Source organism: Microbacterium sp. MMO-10 (genome assembly GCF_037148715.1).
Classification (GTDB): domain Bacteria; phylum Actinomycetota; class Actinomycetes; order Actinomycetales; family Microbacteriaceae; genus Microbacterium.
In genome coordinates, this window is sequence record NZ_JBBCSV010000002.1 from 466,705 (window position 1) to 480,864 (window position 14,160).

Here is a 14,160-nt window from a genome sequence, read left to right on the forward strand (position 1 = left end):
AGCAGGCGCCTCAGGTCATCCGCGTCACGACGACGTAGACGAGGATCGCGGCGACGATCACTCCGCCGATGATCGCCGAGCGGGTCTTCGAGGCCTGCTGGGCGGACGTCTTCTGCTTGCCGCGGGCGCGCCGCACGGCCGCGGAGTCGGCGCCGAGGACGCGTTCCATGGCGGGGATGTTGGTGCGGTAGATCCGCAGCGCCTCGCGATGCCGCCCGAGCGAGATCAGCGTCTCCGCGCGATCGTCCGTGGCGTCGAGCGTGATCGCGTGCTCGGCGCCGAGCGTGCCGGCGCCCGTCTTCGCGGCGTCGTCGTAGGCCGCGAGCGCCTCGGGGAAGCGCCGGGCCTCGGCCAGTCGCCGGCCGAGCCAGATGCGCAGCTGCACGGCCCGCTCGGGGTTCGATCCGGCGCCGTCGGCGACCTCGATCGCGCGCTGCTGCACGACGGCCATCTCATCGACGCGGCCCAGGTGCGAGAGAGCGAGACTGTGGTCGTTCAAGGCGTCGGCGAGCGCCCACGGATCGCCGGGCAGCAGACGCTCGAGCTGCGGCACGATCCGGGCGTAGGCCTCGGCGGCCTCGCGGTACGCGCCGAGGCGCTTCGAGCACTCGGCGGCGCCGCGCTCGGCCCGCAGCCAGTCGATGCCGGCGGTGTCGCTCAGGGCCTCGCGGGCGCGGCTGTACTCGACGAGGGCATCGCCGTAGCGATTCTGCCGCGCGAGATGGTCGGCATAGCGCAGTGCGGCGAGTCCGGGCGACGCACTGCCGTCGTCGGAAGCGCGACTCGTCGAGGCGAACCCGGCGCTGACCTGAGCGGCGAGGACATCCCGCTCCTCCTGGGCGTCGCCGAGACGGGCAAGGATCCCGTCCAGGTCGCGGATCCGGCTCAGCGTCTGCGGGTCCGTATCGCCGAGGACCTCTCGCGTCTCCGCGACGACGCGTTCGCTCAGCTCCCTGGCACGGTGCAGGTCTCCCGCATCGGCCACGGCACCGGCGAGCGCGGACAGTGTGCTCAGCGTGTGCGGATCGCGAGCGCCGAGAGCAGCGGTGCGCCGGGCGAGAACGGCTTCGAAGCGGCGAACCGCGTCGGCGAACCGACCGAGATGCCTCTCCTCCAGGGCGCGGTTGTGCAAGGTGATCAGGGTGTCCCGATGCTCCGTGCCGAGGATGCGCGACTGCAGTGCGTACAGCCGATCGTAGGTCGCGGCCGCCTCGGCATCCCGGTCGAGTTGGCAGGCGGCGAGAGCGAGGTTGCCGATGACGCGGCCGGCTTGTGCGGTGTCGGCGGATCCGTCGGCCTCCAGCCGGGCGAGCACGGGTCGCAGCAGCGCCTCCGCCTCGGCGGGGCGATCGTTGCGCAGATGCACCGCGGCGAGGTCGATCGCATGGCCGACGTCGCCTGAGGCGTCATAGAGTGCGCGCATCTCGGCGGCGGCCTCGTCGCTGCGCCCCAGATCCTGCAGCGCGAGGGCGCGGACGTCGCGGAGTTCGGAGACGGCCTGCGGGGATGCGCCGTCGTGCTGTGCGATCTCGATCGCGTCGGCGAGCAGCTCTTCGCTCTCGGCATTGCGTCCGATGCCGCGCAGCGTCGCGCCGAGTGCGTATCGGGATTGTGCGAGCCGGGTGGCGGCGGTGCGGAGATCCTCCGCCGTCGAGGCCTCCGCCGCGAGGCTCGACTCCAGTTCGAGAGACCGTTCGAAGGGGGCGAGAGCCTCGGAGCCGCGGCCGGCATCGCGCAGCGCCGAGCCGAGGCGGTCGCGCAGATCGATCTCGCTCCGGCGGCCGGCGGGGCCGAGTCCGCGAAGGCGCTCCGCGCCGGTCTGCAGCGCGTCCAGGGCTTCGGGGGAGTGCGCGTCGTGCCACCGGGACAGATCGGTCCAGGCGTGCGCGAGCTCGCTCGCGAGCTGGTACGGGGTCGCCAGGGATGGATCCGGATCCGCGGTGGGACTCGAATCCGCCTCGGACGCGACATCGGCGGAGCGCAGCTCTTCGACGGCACGATCCAGATGCGCGCACCGCGCGACGGCTGCGGCGAGGGCGGTCTCCGGAGGGGCGGACGACGCGTCCCGCTCCGTCGCCGCACGCAGGACCCGGGACAGGAGGTCTCGCGAGCGCAGCGCGAGCGAGGCGCGCGACGGGCGATCGACCGTATCGTCGACGATCTCGCGGGCTTCGGCGATGAGCCCCGGCCACCCACGAAGGCCGTCTGCGCGGTCGAGCTGCACCTCGACGGCCATCATCCGGGAGGTGAGCACCTCATCGGAGCCGGGGCCGAACCGCGCGGTCTCGAGCACGGCGATCCGGCGCACCAGCGGCAGCGGGTCCTCCGCGGGGGCGCCGTCGCGGGCGAGCACGCGCAGAGGGTTGATGCGGAACCTCATGGCGTCCAGGGTGAGCGCATCGTCCTCGCCGCGCTGCCGCTGCAGCGCCGGGATCAGCAGGGCGAGGTCGGCATCGGCCCCGGCCGTGTCGCCCGACCAGTAGCGGGTCCTCGCTCGCCACCACCAGGCGTCCAGCGTCGCCGGAGCATCCATCCCGAGCAGGGCGCGGCGTCCGTCCAGCACCTGTCCCCAGAGCAGGGCGGACTGTTCGTCCTCGTCCCGCCGGGACAGCTCGGCGGCCTTCGCCGCGAGCGCGGTCAGATGATTCTCGCCGCGCTCGTCCGCTGCGGCCGCGCGGGCGATGAGCAGGTCGTAGGCGAGCAGCCCCTCCGCCTCGTTCATCCGGGAGAGTAGCTGTGCCCGCCGGTCCAGCAGCCAGAGCACGCGTCCGTGCGCGCCGCCCAGCTCGTGCTCGCCCTCGGCGATGAGGGCGTCGAGAGCGGCGACGGTGCCGGCGGAGGCGGGGACCCCGCCGACCAGCTGCTCCGCGGCGCGGGCGTGCAGGTGGTCGTCGAAGAGGCCTTCGCGATCCTCATCCCGAAGACCCTGATCCGCGAGCGCACCCTCGCAGACCTCGGCAAGAGTGCGGTAGAGCTCTCTGGCCTCGTCCTCACGCCCGAGTTCGTCCAGGCCGTGGGCCAGGCCGCGCAGCGCGCTGCGGTGCGCGGCACCGCCTTCCCCCTCGGTCATCAGTGCTTGCGGGAGCAGTTCGCGGAACGCGTCGAGCGCCCGGGCGATGCGCACCGTGTCGCGGCTGGAGACGTCGGACCACGCGGACTGGAGCGCATCTGCCATCACGCTCTCGACAGTAGAAGGCTGCGGGGTGACGGGCAACTCGCTCGGCGTCCGGGAGCGAGCCGAGCGTCAGGCGAAGGATCCGACGACGATCGTGATCAGCTCCGGGGGTCGATCAGGATCAGCCCCTGTTTCGTGTCGGAGACGGAGACCCAGCCGCGGCCGAACAGATAGGTCATACCGTAGCCCTCGGCGTCCCTGCTGAGCGTGGTGCGCGGATCGGCCGTGACGTACACGCCGCGGTCGCTGTCCTCGCGGACCCATCCCTCCGAGACCAGCGCGGCCTCCCGAGCGGCGGCATCGGCGCCCGAGATCGGCGCCCAGCCGTAGAGCAGGCCGTGATCCGATGCGGTGGACGGATCCGCCCACAGGCAGGCGATGCCGCCCGGGACCGGATCCGGGCCGAACGCGAAGTCGCGCTGCATCGCCGACCAGCCCTGCGCATGCAGAGCGGCGACGGTGTCGGCGGGGATGAGCGTCTCGCAGCTCAACGGGCGCGGCGACGCGGCGGGGACATCGGTGGCAGCCGGCGTCGGGGACGATGCCGAACGGGTGGGCTCGTCCGACGCGCGCGACGCGGAAGAGTCTGACGGGGCGGGGGAGGGAGTCCCGGTGCAGGCGGTGGTCGCGGCGAGCACGCCGAGCGACACCGCCGCGACGGCCAGTGCGCGCGTGGAGAACCGCATATCAGCGAGCGGCCGCCGCAGGCGGCTCTGCGGCTCCGTGCAGCTGCGCGAGGAACGCCTCGTGCAGCACCCCGTTCGTGGCGAGCGCCGAGCGCCCGGAGAGCGTCGCGGTCCCGTCGTAGGCGGTGGCGGCGCCGCCCGCCTCGGCGACGATCGCGAAGGCCGCCGCGATGTCGTACTCCTTGACATCGAACTCGGCGACCATGTCGATGCGGCCCTCGGCGAGCATCATGTAGGAGAACACGTCGCCGTAGGCGCGATCGCGCCACACGCGGCGGCTCAGCGCGATGAGCTCGTCGAGGTGGCCCGCCTCGTCCCACTGGGCGATGCTCTGGAAGCTGACGCTCGCGTCGTCGAGGCTCGCGACGTCCGACACGCGGATCGCGCGCGGCTCCGCATCCGTGGAGGCCCACGCGCCGAGGCCGGGCGCGGCCCACCAGCGGCGGCCCAGGGCGGGCATGCTGACCACGCCGACGCGGGCGACGCCGTCGACGGCGAGGCTGATCATGGTGCCCCACATCGGCACCCCGCGAAGGAAGTTCGCTGTGCCGTCGATCGGGTCGATGATCCACTGCCGGTGCGCATCGCCCGAGGTGCCGAACTCCTCGCCGAGGATCCCGTCCTCCGGACGCTCGGCCTGCAGGATCTCCCGGATCGCGCGCTCGGTCGCCAGATCCGCATCGGTCACGTGCGAGCGGTCGGCCTTGAGCGAGACGCTCAGATCGGCGGCGTCGAAACGGGGCAGTGACTGCCCGTCGGCGGCGTCGGCAAGGCGGAGAGCGAGGTCGAGGTCGCTCTGGAAGTCGGCAGCGGCGCGGGTCTCAGACACGCCTCCAGGATACTGGCGTGCGGTGGCCGAACCCTGGGCGCACGCGGCCCAGAGCGCACTCCGGGCCGACGACACGCCAGGGATGCACGGAGAGCCGCCGCCGATTTCGCTTCCGTCCGAACCGCTGGTAATGTGATTCCTCGGCCGGGGAACCGGTCCGCCGAGCACCTCTAGCTCAATCGGCAGAGCAACTGACTCTTAATCAGTGGGTTCTGGGTTCGAGTCCCAGGGGGTGCACCAGTGAGGAAGGCCCGATCGGAAGAGATTCCGACCGGGCCTTCTGCGTGTCTGCGGTGCTCAGTAGACTCGCGCCCATGACGGATGGGGATGGGACCGCGGCGAGCCCGTGGCGGCTGCGCACGGCGCCGGGTTCGAGCGAGTACACGATGCACCGCGACGGCGACGAGCTCGTCTGCCAGGTCGGGTCGACGACGCTGAGGTATCAGGCGCGCTCCATCGAGGATCTGCATTCTTGGCTCCAGGCCCAGGGGGACTGGGTTCCGCTGGGGGCGGCAGACGAGCAGAAGCCGGCTGCGGAGGGAACCGTGGAGGCGTTCGGCCGGGCGGAGGACAACCCGGTCGGCGGCTGGTACGGGCTGCGCAAGGGGTACCGCGGACGCTTCGGGATGTACCTGCCGCCGCTGCTCGAGCGGCTCGGGCTGGTCGAGCTGGAGCACAACGCGCGGAACAACCGCGTGCGCGCGCTCTGAGCACGTCGCGCGGTCGGGACGGGTTCAGATCCCGTCGGCCTCGCCGGCGGGATAGTCGACGAACGCGAACGCGGATCCGTCCGGCGCCCAGCAGGGCACGTTGATCGTGCCCTGACCGCCGAGGAGCTCGACGATCGTCGTCGGCTCCGCCCAGGAGTCGACGGAGACCAGGCGCAGCTCGACCCTGAGGTCTGCGGGGTGCCCTGTGGTGCCGGGCGGGTAGCTGAGGTAGACCGCGACATCCCCCGACGGCGCGACGTGCGGGAACCAGTTCACGCGCTCGTCGAAGGTCAGCTGTTCGAGCTCGGCGCCGTCGGGGCGCACCCGCGCCAGCTGCGCGTGCCCCGGAGCGGGGGAGAACTGCTCGGTGTTGAAGACGACCCACTCGCCGTCCGGCGTCCAGGCGCAGCCGTCCGCGGGCCCCGGATGCGTGGTGACGGCGACGTCGTCCCGTCCGTCGACCCCGATCGTGTGGATCGCCGCCGACGCCCACCAGTTCCCGCCGTCGGGGTCGAGCCGCACGTAGCCGAGGCGTGCACCGTCGGGGCTGACGCCGTGCAGGAAGTGCATCCCGCCGTCGTCGGGCGTGACCCGGTGCGCCGGTCCGCCTTCGATCGGGACGGACCAGATGTGCCAGTCCTGGGCGGAGGCGAACACGGTGCTGCCATCCGGCGAGAGCACGTGGTCGTTGTTGGCCTCGGGGAGCCCGATCGCCGCGAGGGGCGACGGCTCGCCCGTGCCGTCGGCGGGGAGCAGCCAGAGCCGCCCGTCGCCGTTCACGAGGAGCCGCCCGTCGGCGGTCCAGTTCGGCGCCTCGTACCGCCGCGTCGTGGACGCGTGGACCGTGCGGGTCGTTCCCGTCGCGCGATCCCACACCCGGATCCGAGCGGACTGGCCCGGCCGCAGCCCGCCCTCGGGCGCGGCGTCCTGCGCGGTCGTCATCGGCGGGATCCGATCAGACCACGCGCACCGAGAGCAGCTGATACCCCTCGGGCACCTTGGCCTCGAGTGCCGTCATGTTGTCGGCCTCGATCTCCTGCAGGCCGTCGCGACGGACGATCGTGCCCTCGGCCGTGAGGATCGTGTCCTTCTTCGCCATCGCGACCGGGGCCGAGGCGAGCTGCCATCCCGCAGGGGTCTCGGCGGCCAGCAGATCCTGGATCTCGTCGAGCTCCTCGGCCTGCACGGTGTGGGTCTTGGATTCGACGGGGCGGATGACACCGATGAGCATGACTCCAGCGTATGCCCCGGCGCGGACGACGAAGCCCGCCCCGCGCACCATCGTGCGGGGCGGGCGGTTCGCGGCGCCTTCGGGTGGCGCAGATCCTCAGGCGGCGTCGCCGATGAGGATCGCTTCCGCATCCTCGGCGACATCGTGCGAACCGCGGTCGATGTGCGCGAGCGCACGACGGCCGAGCAGCACCACGAGCGCCGCGATGAGCACCGACACGCCGGCGAACAGGTACGGGACGGTGTCGCCCCAGAGGTGCGAGAGGAGCGCGGCGAGGGGAGGAGCGACGGCGCCGCCGATGAAGCGCACCGCCGAGTAGGCCGAGGAGGCGACCGAGCGGGGCAGGTCCGTCGCCTCCATGACGGCCTCGGTGAGCACCGTGTTCATGATGCCGAGGAGCAGTCCGCCGACGATGATGCAGATCACCAGAGCCATCGGGATCGCGACCAGGATCCCCGCGACGATGAGGTCGAGGGCCAGCAGCGGCAGCACGAACAGGATGATCCGGGTGATCGGCATGCGCCGCAGCAGGATCGGCGCGACCCAGACGCTCGTGACCGCCAGCGCGATGCCCCAGCCGAAGAAGGTGAGGCCGATGCCGATCGCGCTGAAGCCGAGCGGGAACGGCGAGAACGCCAGCAGCACGAAGAAGCCGATGTTGTAGAACAGGGCGGCGACCGCGAGCACGCCCAGCGCGGGCCGCCCGAGCGCCTTGAACGGTGCGGAGAACGGCACGGGCTGGCGCTTCTCGAACGGGCCGCGCAGCAGCGTGAGCACCGCGATGAAGCCGATCGCCATGAGCACGACCACGCCGAAGAACGGACCCTGCCAGGCGACCTCGCCGAGCAGGCCGCCGAGGAGCGGGCCGATCGCGATGCCGAGGCCCAGGGCCGCCTCGTACAGGATGATCGCCGCGCTGGATCCGCCGCTCGCGGCTCCCACGATCGTGGCGAGCGCGGTCGAGATGAACAGCGCGTTGCCCAGGCCCCAGCCGGCCCGGAAGCCGATGATGGCGTCGACGCTTCCGCTGAGCGCGCAGAAGAGCGCGAAGACGACGATGAGGGCGAGGCCGACCAGGAGCGTGGCCTTGGCGCCGATCCGACTGGAGATCCAGCTGGTGAACAGCATCGCCACGCCCGTGACGAGCAGGTAGCTCGTGAACAGCAGCTCGGTCTGCACCGGCGTCGCCTTCAGCGACTCGGCGATCGCGGGCAGGATCGGGTCGACCAGACCGATCCCCATGAACGCGACGACGCAGGCGAAGGCGACGGCCCACACTTGTGCGGGCTGCCTCCAGATCGATGCCGGGGAAGCGGTGGTGCTCAACGTGCTGTCCTTTCCAGAAGCGAGTGGGTGTGCAGGATCTCCGCGGCGCGGGCCAGGTGCTGCCAGTCCGTGTCGTCGAGATCGCTGAATCGCGGGGCGAGGATCCGCTGCAGCTCGTCGCGCCAGGCGTGCAGGGCGCTGCGTCCCGCCGCCGTGATCGTGACCACGGTGGCGCGGGAGTCCTCGGGGTCGGGGGAGCGGAGCACGAGGCCCTCGTGCTCCAGCTGTCCGATCATGCGGGTCATCCCTGGCTGCGTGGTGCGGCTGGCCTTCGCCAGCTCCCCCACGCGCTGTCCATCCCTGCCGTCGAGCAGGCTGAGGGCCCGCCACTGGGCGGCAGGAGCGTCGTTTCCGGCCTCCTGCGCCGCGATGCGGGTGAGCGCGTGCGTCGAGAAGACGATCGACTGCAGGATCTCGCCGTGATTCATAACTGAAGTATATATCCGATGGTATGTAAATGGCAAGCGTCACGTCGTCGACGCACCTGCGTCGCTCAGCGGGAGGCGCGGCCGGCGATGCGTGCGGACAGCTGGTGCGCGTGCGCGAGAAGGGTGCGGCCGAGCGTCGGCAGGCGATCCGGACCGAAGCGGAACTCGACGCCGGTGAGGCTCAGTGCCCACTCCGGGCGCCCGTCGCGGTCGAACACCGCGGCGCCCATGCCCCAACTGCCCTCGACGATGAGGCCGGGATTGACCGCATACCCGCGCGCCTTGGTCTCCGCAAGCCGTCGGCGCAGCGGCGTCGCGGCGTGCGTTCGGCCCCAGCGCTCGCCGAGCTCGGGGTGGCGTTCGAGATAGGCATCCACATCGTGGTCGGGGAGGAAGGAGAGGATCGCGAGGCCGGCGCTGGCGACGCCGAGGGGGAACCGCACGCCCTCGCTGAGCACGAAGGAGCGAATGGGGAAGGCGCCCTCCTCGCGCAGCAGGCAGACGGTCTCGTCCGCCCTGCGCACCGAGAGGAACGCGCTCTCCTCGGTCTTCACGGCGAGCGAGCGCACGATGTCGCGCGCGATCTCGGTGATGTCATAGCGCGCCGCCGCCACTGTTCCCATGAGGTACAGCTCGGGACCGGGCATCCACAGGGCGGTGTGCGGATCCTGGTCCACGAGCCCCTCGGCGCGCAGGGCGGAGAGCAGCCGATGTGCGGTCGAGCGGCTGAGGCCCGAGGTCTCTGCGAGTCGCTGCAGCGACGCACCGTCCGGCGATGCGGTGACGAGGCGGAGCAGTCCGGCGGCGCGCGCGATCGCCTGCGCGCCCGGCACGGTGCGGCGGGACGAGGGCGTCTGTTCCACGATGTGGACGCTACCGAACGCAGCGCCCACATCGCAAGCGCCGGGTTGAGCGGCTCCGCGCCGAAGCGCAGAGTGTGAGGAGGAACACACGAAGGAGTGGCGAGTGATCGACAAGCAATGGGCGTCGGCCGCGGAGGCGGTCGCCGACATCCCCGACGGTGCGTCGCTCGCCGTCGGCGGGTTCGGGCTGTCCGGCAATCCGAGCGCGCTCATCGAGGCCCTGCTCGCACAGGGCACCTCCGGTCTCAGCGTGGTCAGCAACAACTGCGGAGTGGACGACTGGGGCCTCGGGCTGCTGCTGGGTGCGCACCGCATCCGCAAGATGACCTCGTCGTACGTCGGGGAGAACAAGGAGTTCGAGCGCCAGTTCCTCTCCGGGGAGCTCGAGCTCGAACTGACCCCGCAGGGCACGCTCGCCGAGAAGCTGCGCGCCGGCGGATCCGGCATCGCCGCGTTCTTCACGCAGACCGGCGTCGGCACCCAGGTGGCCGAGGGCGGCCTGCCGCGGCGCTATGCCGCCGACGGCTCGGTGGAGGTCGGGTCGCCCGCCAAGGACGTGCGCACCTTCGAGATGCACGGGCAGCCCCGCGAGTTCGTGCTCGAGGAGGCGATCACCACGGACTACGCACTCGTGCACGCGGCGCTCGGCGACCGGCACGGCAACCTGATCTTCAACAAGGCCGCCCGCAACTTCAACCCGCTCGCCGCGATGGCGGGCCGCGTCTGCATCGCGCAGGTCGAACGGCTCGTCGAGCCGGGGGAGCTGGATCCGGATCGCGTGCACCTGCCCGGCGTCTTCGTGCACCGGGTGGTCGAGGTCGGATCCGACATCGAGAAGCGCATCGAGCGGCGCACCGTGCGCCCTTCGACGGGCGCGGGGACCGGATCCGACTCCGGGAACAGGGAGGCCTGACATGGCTCTGACACGGGACGAGATGGCGGCGCGCGCCGCCCGAGAGCTGTCCGACGGCTCGTACGTGAACCTCGGCATCGGGCTGCCCACGCTCGTGCCCAACCACGTGCCCGACGGGGTGACGGTGGTGCTGCAGTCCGAGAACGGCATCCTCGGCGTCGGCCCCTATCCCGAGGAGCAGGCGGTCGACCCCGACCTCATCAATGCGGGCAAGGAGACCGTCACCACCCTGCCCGGTGCGGCGTTCTTCGACTCAGGGCTCAGCTTCGGCATGATCCGCGGCGGCAAGATCGACGCCGCGATCCTCGGCGCGATGCAGGTGAGCGCCACCGGGGATCTGGCCAACTGGATGATCCCCGGGAAGATGGTCAAGGGCCCCGGCGGCGCGATGGATCTCGTGCACGGTGCGGGACGGGTGATCGTGCTGATGGAGCACGTCGCCAGGGACGGGTCGGCGAAGATCGTCGACGAGTGCTCCCTCCCGCTCACCGGCCGCGCGGTCGTGCACCGGATCATCACCGATCTGGCCGTGATCGACGTCACCCCCGAGGGGCTGCGCCTCGTGGAGCTCGCGCCCGGGGTGAGCGTGCAGGATGTGAAGGATGCGACCCAGCCCCCGCTGCTCGTCGCCGAGGGACTGGAGTGATCATGGGTGCAGAGGACATCGTCATCGTGGCTGCGGCGCGCACGCCGCAGGGCCGCTTGAAGGGGCAGCTGGCGTCGTTCACCGCGCCGCAGCTCGGAGCCCTGGCCATCCGGGGCGCGCTGGAGCAGGGCGGGGTGGGCGCGGCGGACGTGGACGCGGTCATCGTCGGTCAGGTCCTGGCCGCGGGGTCGGGGCAGAACGCCGCCCGGCAGGCCGCGATCGGAGCCGGCATCGGATGGGACGTGCCGGCGCACTCGGTGAACAAGGTGTGCCTGTCGGGGCTCACCGCGATCATCGACGCCGCCCGCATGATCCGCACCGGCGACGCGCGCACCGTGGTCGCGGCCGGCATGGAGTCGATGACCCGCGCACCGCACCTGCTGATGGGCTCGCGCGACGGCTGGACTTACGGGTCCGTCGAAGTCCTCGACCACATGGCCTACGACGGCCTCACCGATGCCTACGACGCCGAGAGCATGGGCGCGTCGACCGAGCGGCACAACCCGCGCTTCGGCCTCACCCGCGAGGCGCAGGACGAGGTCGCGGCCCGCTCGCACCAGCGGGCCGCTGCAGCACGCGAGGCGGGGGTGTTCGACGCGGAGATCGTGCCGGTCACGGTGCCCCAGCGCCGCGGCGAGCCCCTGGTCCTGACGGCGGACGAGGGCATCAGGCCGGAGACGACCGTCGAGACGCTCGCCGGGCTCCGTCCGGCGTTCGCCGAAGGCGGGTCGATCACCGCGGGCAACTCCTCGCAGATCTCCGACGGCGCTTCGGCGGTCGTCGTCACCACGCGCGCCGAGGCCGAGGCCCACGGCTGGCCGGTGCTCGTAACGGTCGGCGCCAGCGGACAGACCGCGGGCCCCGACAACTCGCTGCAGGAGCAGCCGGCGCACGCCATCCAGCGCGCCCTCGACAAGCAGGGGATCACGGCGGCGGACGTCGACCTGGTCGAGATCAACGAGGCGTTCGGGGCCGTGGTCGCCCGCTCGGAGGCGGTGCTCGGCCTGGATCCGGAGATCGTCAACGTCCACGGCGGCGGCATCGCGATCGGCCATCCGATCGGCGCGAGCGGCAACCGGCTCGCCGTGCACATGGCCCACGAACTGGTGCGTCGCGGATCGGGCACCGCCGTGGTGGCGCTCTGCGGCGGAGGCGGTCAGGGCGAGGCGCTGATCCTCACCCGCTGAGGAACCGCTCCCGTAGGATCGGCGCATGACGACGATCCATGCGCTCACGGCGGCCGACCGGGACGACTGGCTGCCCTTGTGGCAGGCGTACCTGACGTTCTACGAGACCCCGCTCGCGGAGGACGTCACCGCGTCGACCTTCGCCCGGATCGTGGATCCCGCCGGCGACATCCACGGGGCGATCGCGCGCGACGACGACGGCCGCGCGGTGGGCATCGTGCACTGGCTCGCGCACCCCTCGACCTGGTCGACGCGCCACTACACGTATCTCGAGGACCTGTTCGTCGACCCCTCGGTCCGCGGCGGCGGCGTGGGACGCGCCCTGATCGCGCATGTGAACGAGGCGGCGCGGGCGGCCGGCAGCGACAAGGTCTACTGGCTCACCGCCGAGACCAACACGACGGCGCGGGGCCTCTACGACCGGGTCGCCTCCCGCAGCGGGTTCATCCACTACGAGATCGACCTGGTCTGATCGAACCCGGGCCCCTACTTCTGAGCCTTGCGCTCGGCCTTCTCCTCGGCCTTGAGCGCCTTCTTGGCCCGCTTGAACTGCACCGGCGCGACGGGCGAGTCGGCGGACACCATCTCGCCGCGCTCGTCACGACGGAAGTCGACGATGGCGCCGATCGCGAGCGCGATCGTGATGCCCCAGCTCAGCCAGGCGAGGACCGCGCGCCAGGTGATGGGCGCGTCCCGCGTTCCGCGCAGCAGCGCGATGCCGCTCGTGATCGCCCCGAAGAGACCGCTCGCGAAGAGGTAGTTGCGCATACGACCACGCTACCCTGGTGACATCACCGTTGTGCATTACCGGCCGCCGGCTCTTCCGGCGGAAAGCGGCGGCACCTGACTGCGTCTCCTCCCGCGGCGACGCCAGAGACCTCTCCCGCCATGACTTCGCACACCTCGTCCACTCCGGTCCCCCCGAGCCTCTTCCGCCGGGTCGGGCTGCCGTACTTCCTCATCGCCTTCATCGCCCGGCTTCCCTTCGCGATGATGGTCGTCGGGGTGCTCACCGTCGTCGTCGCCGCCCGCGAGTCGGTGGCGCTCGGCGGACTCACCTCCGCGGCCGTGGGCATCGGCACCGCCTGCTTCGGTCCGCTGCTGGGCGCCGCGGCCGACCGTCGCGGGCAGCGGATCGTGCTCGGCCTCATCGCCGTCGCCAACGCCGCGGCGCTGATCGGGTTCACGTTCGTCGTCTACTCACCGGCGCCCGAGCCGCTCGTGCTGCTCAGCGCGTTCGCGATCGGCGCCACCGCACCGCAGGTCTCGCCGATGTCGCGGTCGCGCCTGGTCACGATCATCGCCGAGCGGGTTCCTGCCGAGCGTCGCGCCCGCACCACGTCGTCGACGATGTCGTACGAGTCGGCCGCCGACGAGACGGTGTTCGTGTTCGGCCCGTTCCTCGTGGGCGTGCTCGCCACGGCCATCGCGCCCTGGATGCCCCTCGTGATCGCCGCCGCCCTCATCCTCGTGTTCGTGGGCGCTTTCGCCCTGCATCCGACCGCCGCACACGTCTCCGCGCAGCGCGGCGCCGACGGGCACGCGACCTCGCGTGTCTCGGAGCTGTTCCGCCCCCGCCTGATGATCGTGGTGGTGGGCATGCTCGGGGTCGGCGTGTTCTTCGGCGCCATGCTCACCTCGCTCACCGCGTTCATGACGGAGCACGGCCGGGCCGAGGAGGCGGGCCTGCTCTACGGCGCGCTGGGCGTCGGGTCCGCGATCCTCGCGCTCGGCGTCGCGTTCCTGCCGGCACGGTTCACGCTCGCCGCGCGCTGGCTCGTCTTCGCCGGCGTGCTGTTCGGCGGCAGCCTGATGCTGCCCTGGGTGCACGACGTGGGGGCGATGCTGATCGCCCTGACGGTGATGGGCTGCGGGATCGGCCCGACCCTGGTGACCCAGTTCAGCCTGGGCGCGGCGTTCGGCCCCGCCGATCGATCCGCCACCGTGATGACGATGCTCGGCTCGGCGATGGTGGTCGGTCAGGCGATCGGCGCCGTCACCGCCGGCCAGGTCGCCGATGCCGGCGGTGCGCAGACGGCCCTCGTGCTGCCGGTCGCCGCCGCTGCGCTGGTGCTGGTCGCCGGGGTGGCGAACGCGCTGCGGGCGCGCTCGCGCCGCGCCGCGGACTGACGCGCACCGCCGGTCGGCGTCGGTTGGCTAGCCTGG

15 protein-coding genes and 1 tRNA gene are annotated in these 14,160 nt (G+C 71.9%); 7 read left to right on the forward strand and 9 right to left on the reverse strand.

What is annotated here, in order from left to right:
- Nucleotides 1–10: 10 nt before the first annotated feature.
- The 3 genes from WFJ17_RS06600 to WFJ17_RS06610 all read right to left on the reverse strand — a co-directional run bounded on the left by WFJ17_RS06600 (nt 11) and on the right by WFJ17_RS06610 (nt 4,690).
- Complete coding sequence (locus WFJ17_RS06600) at nt 11–3,175, reverse strand: tetratricopeptide repeat protein (RefSeq protein ID WP_336647992.1); 3,165 nt, start codon at nt 3,173–3,175, stop codon at nt 11–13.
- 98 nt (nt 3,176–3,273) lie between these two features.
- A complete protein-coding gene (locus tag WFJ17_RS06605) occupies nt 3,274–3,861 on the reverse strand; it encodes a hypothetical protein (protein WP_336647993.1) in 588 nt (195 codons plus the stop codon).
- 1 nt (nt 3,862) lies between these two features.
- Nucleotides 3,863–4,690: an inositol monophosphatase family protein gene (locus tag WFJ17_RS06610; protein ID WP_292880730.1), complete on the reverse strand. Its 828-nt coding sequence runs from the start codon at nt 4,688–4,690 to the stop codon at nt 3,863–3,865.
- Between the two features lie 164 nt (nt 4,691–4,854).
- Here WFJ17_RS06610 and WFJ17_RS06615 point away from each other — a divergent pair.
- Nucleotides 4,855–4,930, forward strand: a tRNA-Lys gene (locus WFJ17_RS06615).
- Between the two features lie 74 nt (nt 4,931–5,004).
- Nucleotides 5,005–5,400: a DUF6855 family protein gene (locus tag WFJ17_RS06620; RefSeq protein WP_336647994.1), complete on the forward strand. Its 396-nt coding sequence runs from the start codon at nt 5,005–5,007 to the stop codon at nt 5,398–5,400.
- Between the two features lie 24 nt (nt 5,401–5,424).
- On the opposite strand, the gene WFJ17_RS06625 is transcribed toward WFJ17_RS06620, so the two are convergent.
- The 5 genes from WFJ17_RS06625 to WFJ17_RS06645 all read right to left on the reverse strand — a co-directional run bounded on the left by WFJ17_RS06625 (nt 5,425) and on the right by WFJ17_RS06645 (nt 9,248).
- Entirely contained in the window at nt 5,425–6,342 is a 918-nt protein-coding gene (locus WFJ17_RS06625; RefSeq protein WP_336647995.1) for a TolB family protein, read from the reverse strand.
- Nucleotides 6,343–6,355: 13 nt separating this feature from the next.
- Nucleotides 6,356–6,631, reverse strand: coding sequence for a hypothetical protein (locus WFJ17_RS06630; RefSeq protein ID WP_336647996.1), 276 nt, complete (start codon nt 6,629–6,631; stop codon nt 6,356–6,358).
- A 96-nt stretch (nt 6,632–6,727) separates the two neighbouring features.
- Nucleotides 6,728–7,957 (reverse strand): MFS transporter, encoded by a 1,230-nt coding sequence (locus tag WFJ17_RS06635; RefSeq protein WP_251444436.1) that lies wholly within the window; start codon nt 7,955–7,957, stop codon nt 6,728–6,730.
- Nucleotides 7,954–8,385 (reverse strand): MarR family winged helix-turn-helix transcriptional regulator, encoded by a 432-nt coding sequence (locus tag WFJ17_RS06640; RefSeq protein WP_251444434.1) that lies wholly within the window; start codon nt 8,383–8,385, stop codon nt 7,954–7,956. The genes WFJ17_RS06635 and WFJ17_RS06640 overlap by 4 nt, the downstream gene beginning before the upstream one ends.
- 65 nt (nt 8,386–8,450) lie before the next feature.
- Complete coding sequence (locus WFJ17_RS06645) at nt 8,451–9,248, reverse strand: IclR family transcriptional regulator (protein ID WP_336629660.1); 798 nt, start codon at nt 9,246–9,248, stop codon at nt 8,451–8,453.
- 103 nt (nt 9,249–9,351) lie between these two features.
- Here WFJ17_RS06645 and WFJ17_RS06650 point away from each other — a divergent pair, with 103 nt between their 5' ends.
- The 4 genes from WFJ17_RS06650 to WFJ17_RS06665 are packed head-to-tail and all read left to right on the forward strand — an operon-like array spanning nt 9,352 to nt 12,466.
- The gene (locus WFJ17_RS06650; RefSeq protein ID WP_336647998.1) at nt 9,352–10,161 is read left to right on the forward strand and encodes a CoA transferase subunit A; all 810 of its coding nucleotides are present in this window, start codon (nt 9,352–9,354) and stop codon (nt 10,159–10,161) included.
- Nucleotide 10,162: 1 nt separating this feature from the next.
- Entirely contained in the window at nt 10,163–10,807 is a 645-nt protein-coding gene (locus tag WFJ17_RS06655; protein WP_251444430.1) for a 3-oxoacid CoA-transferase subunit B, read from the forward strand.
- Between the two features lie 2 nt (nt 10,808–10,809).
- Nucleotides 10,810–11,994, forward strand: coding sequence for an acetyl-CoA C-acetyltransferase (locus tag WFJ17_RS06660; RefSeq protein ID WP_336647999.1), 1,185 nt, complete (start codon nt 10,810–10,812; stop codon nt 11,992–11,994).
- A gap of 25 nt (nt 11,995–12,019) precedes the next feature.
- Nucleotides 12,020–12,466: a GNAT family N-acetyltransferase gene (locus WFJ17_RS06665; RefSeq protein WP_336648000.1), complete on the forward strand. Its 447-nt coding sequence runs from the start codon at nt 12,020–12,022 to the stop codon at nt 12,464–12,466.
- Nucleotides 12,467–12,480: 14 nt separating this feature from the next.
- Here the strand turns inward: WFJ17_RS06665 and WFJ17_RS06670 are convergent, their stop codons facing one another.
- Nucleotides 12,481–12,762 carry a hypothetical protein gene (locus WFJ17_RS06670; RefSeq protein WP_251444405.1) on the reverse strand — a complete coding sequence of 94 codons (282 nt, stop codon included), beginning with the start codon at nt 12,760–12,762 and terminating at the stop codon, nt 12,481–12,483.
- Between the two features lie 120 nt (nt 12,763–12,882).
- Between WFJ17_RS06670 and WFJ17_RS06675 the strand changes: the two genes are divergently transcribed.
- Nucleotides 12,883–14,124: an MFS transporter gene (locus tag WFJ17_RS06675; protein ID WP_336648001.1), complete on the forward strand. Its 1,242-nt coding sequence runs from the start codon at nt 12,883–12,885 to the stop codon at nt 14,122–14,124.
- Nucleotides 14,125–14,160: the final 36 nt, after the last annotated feature.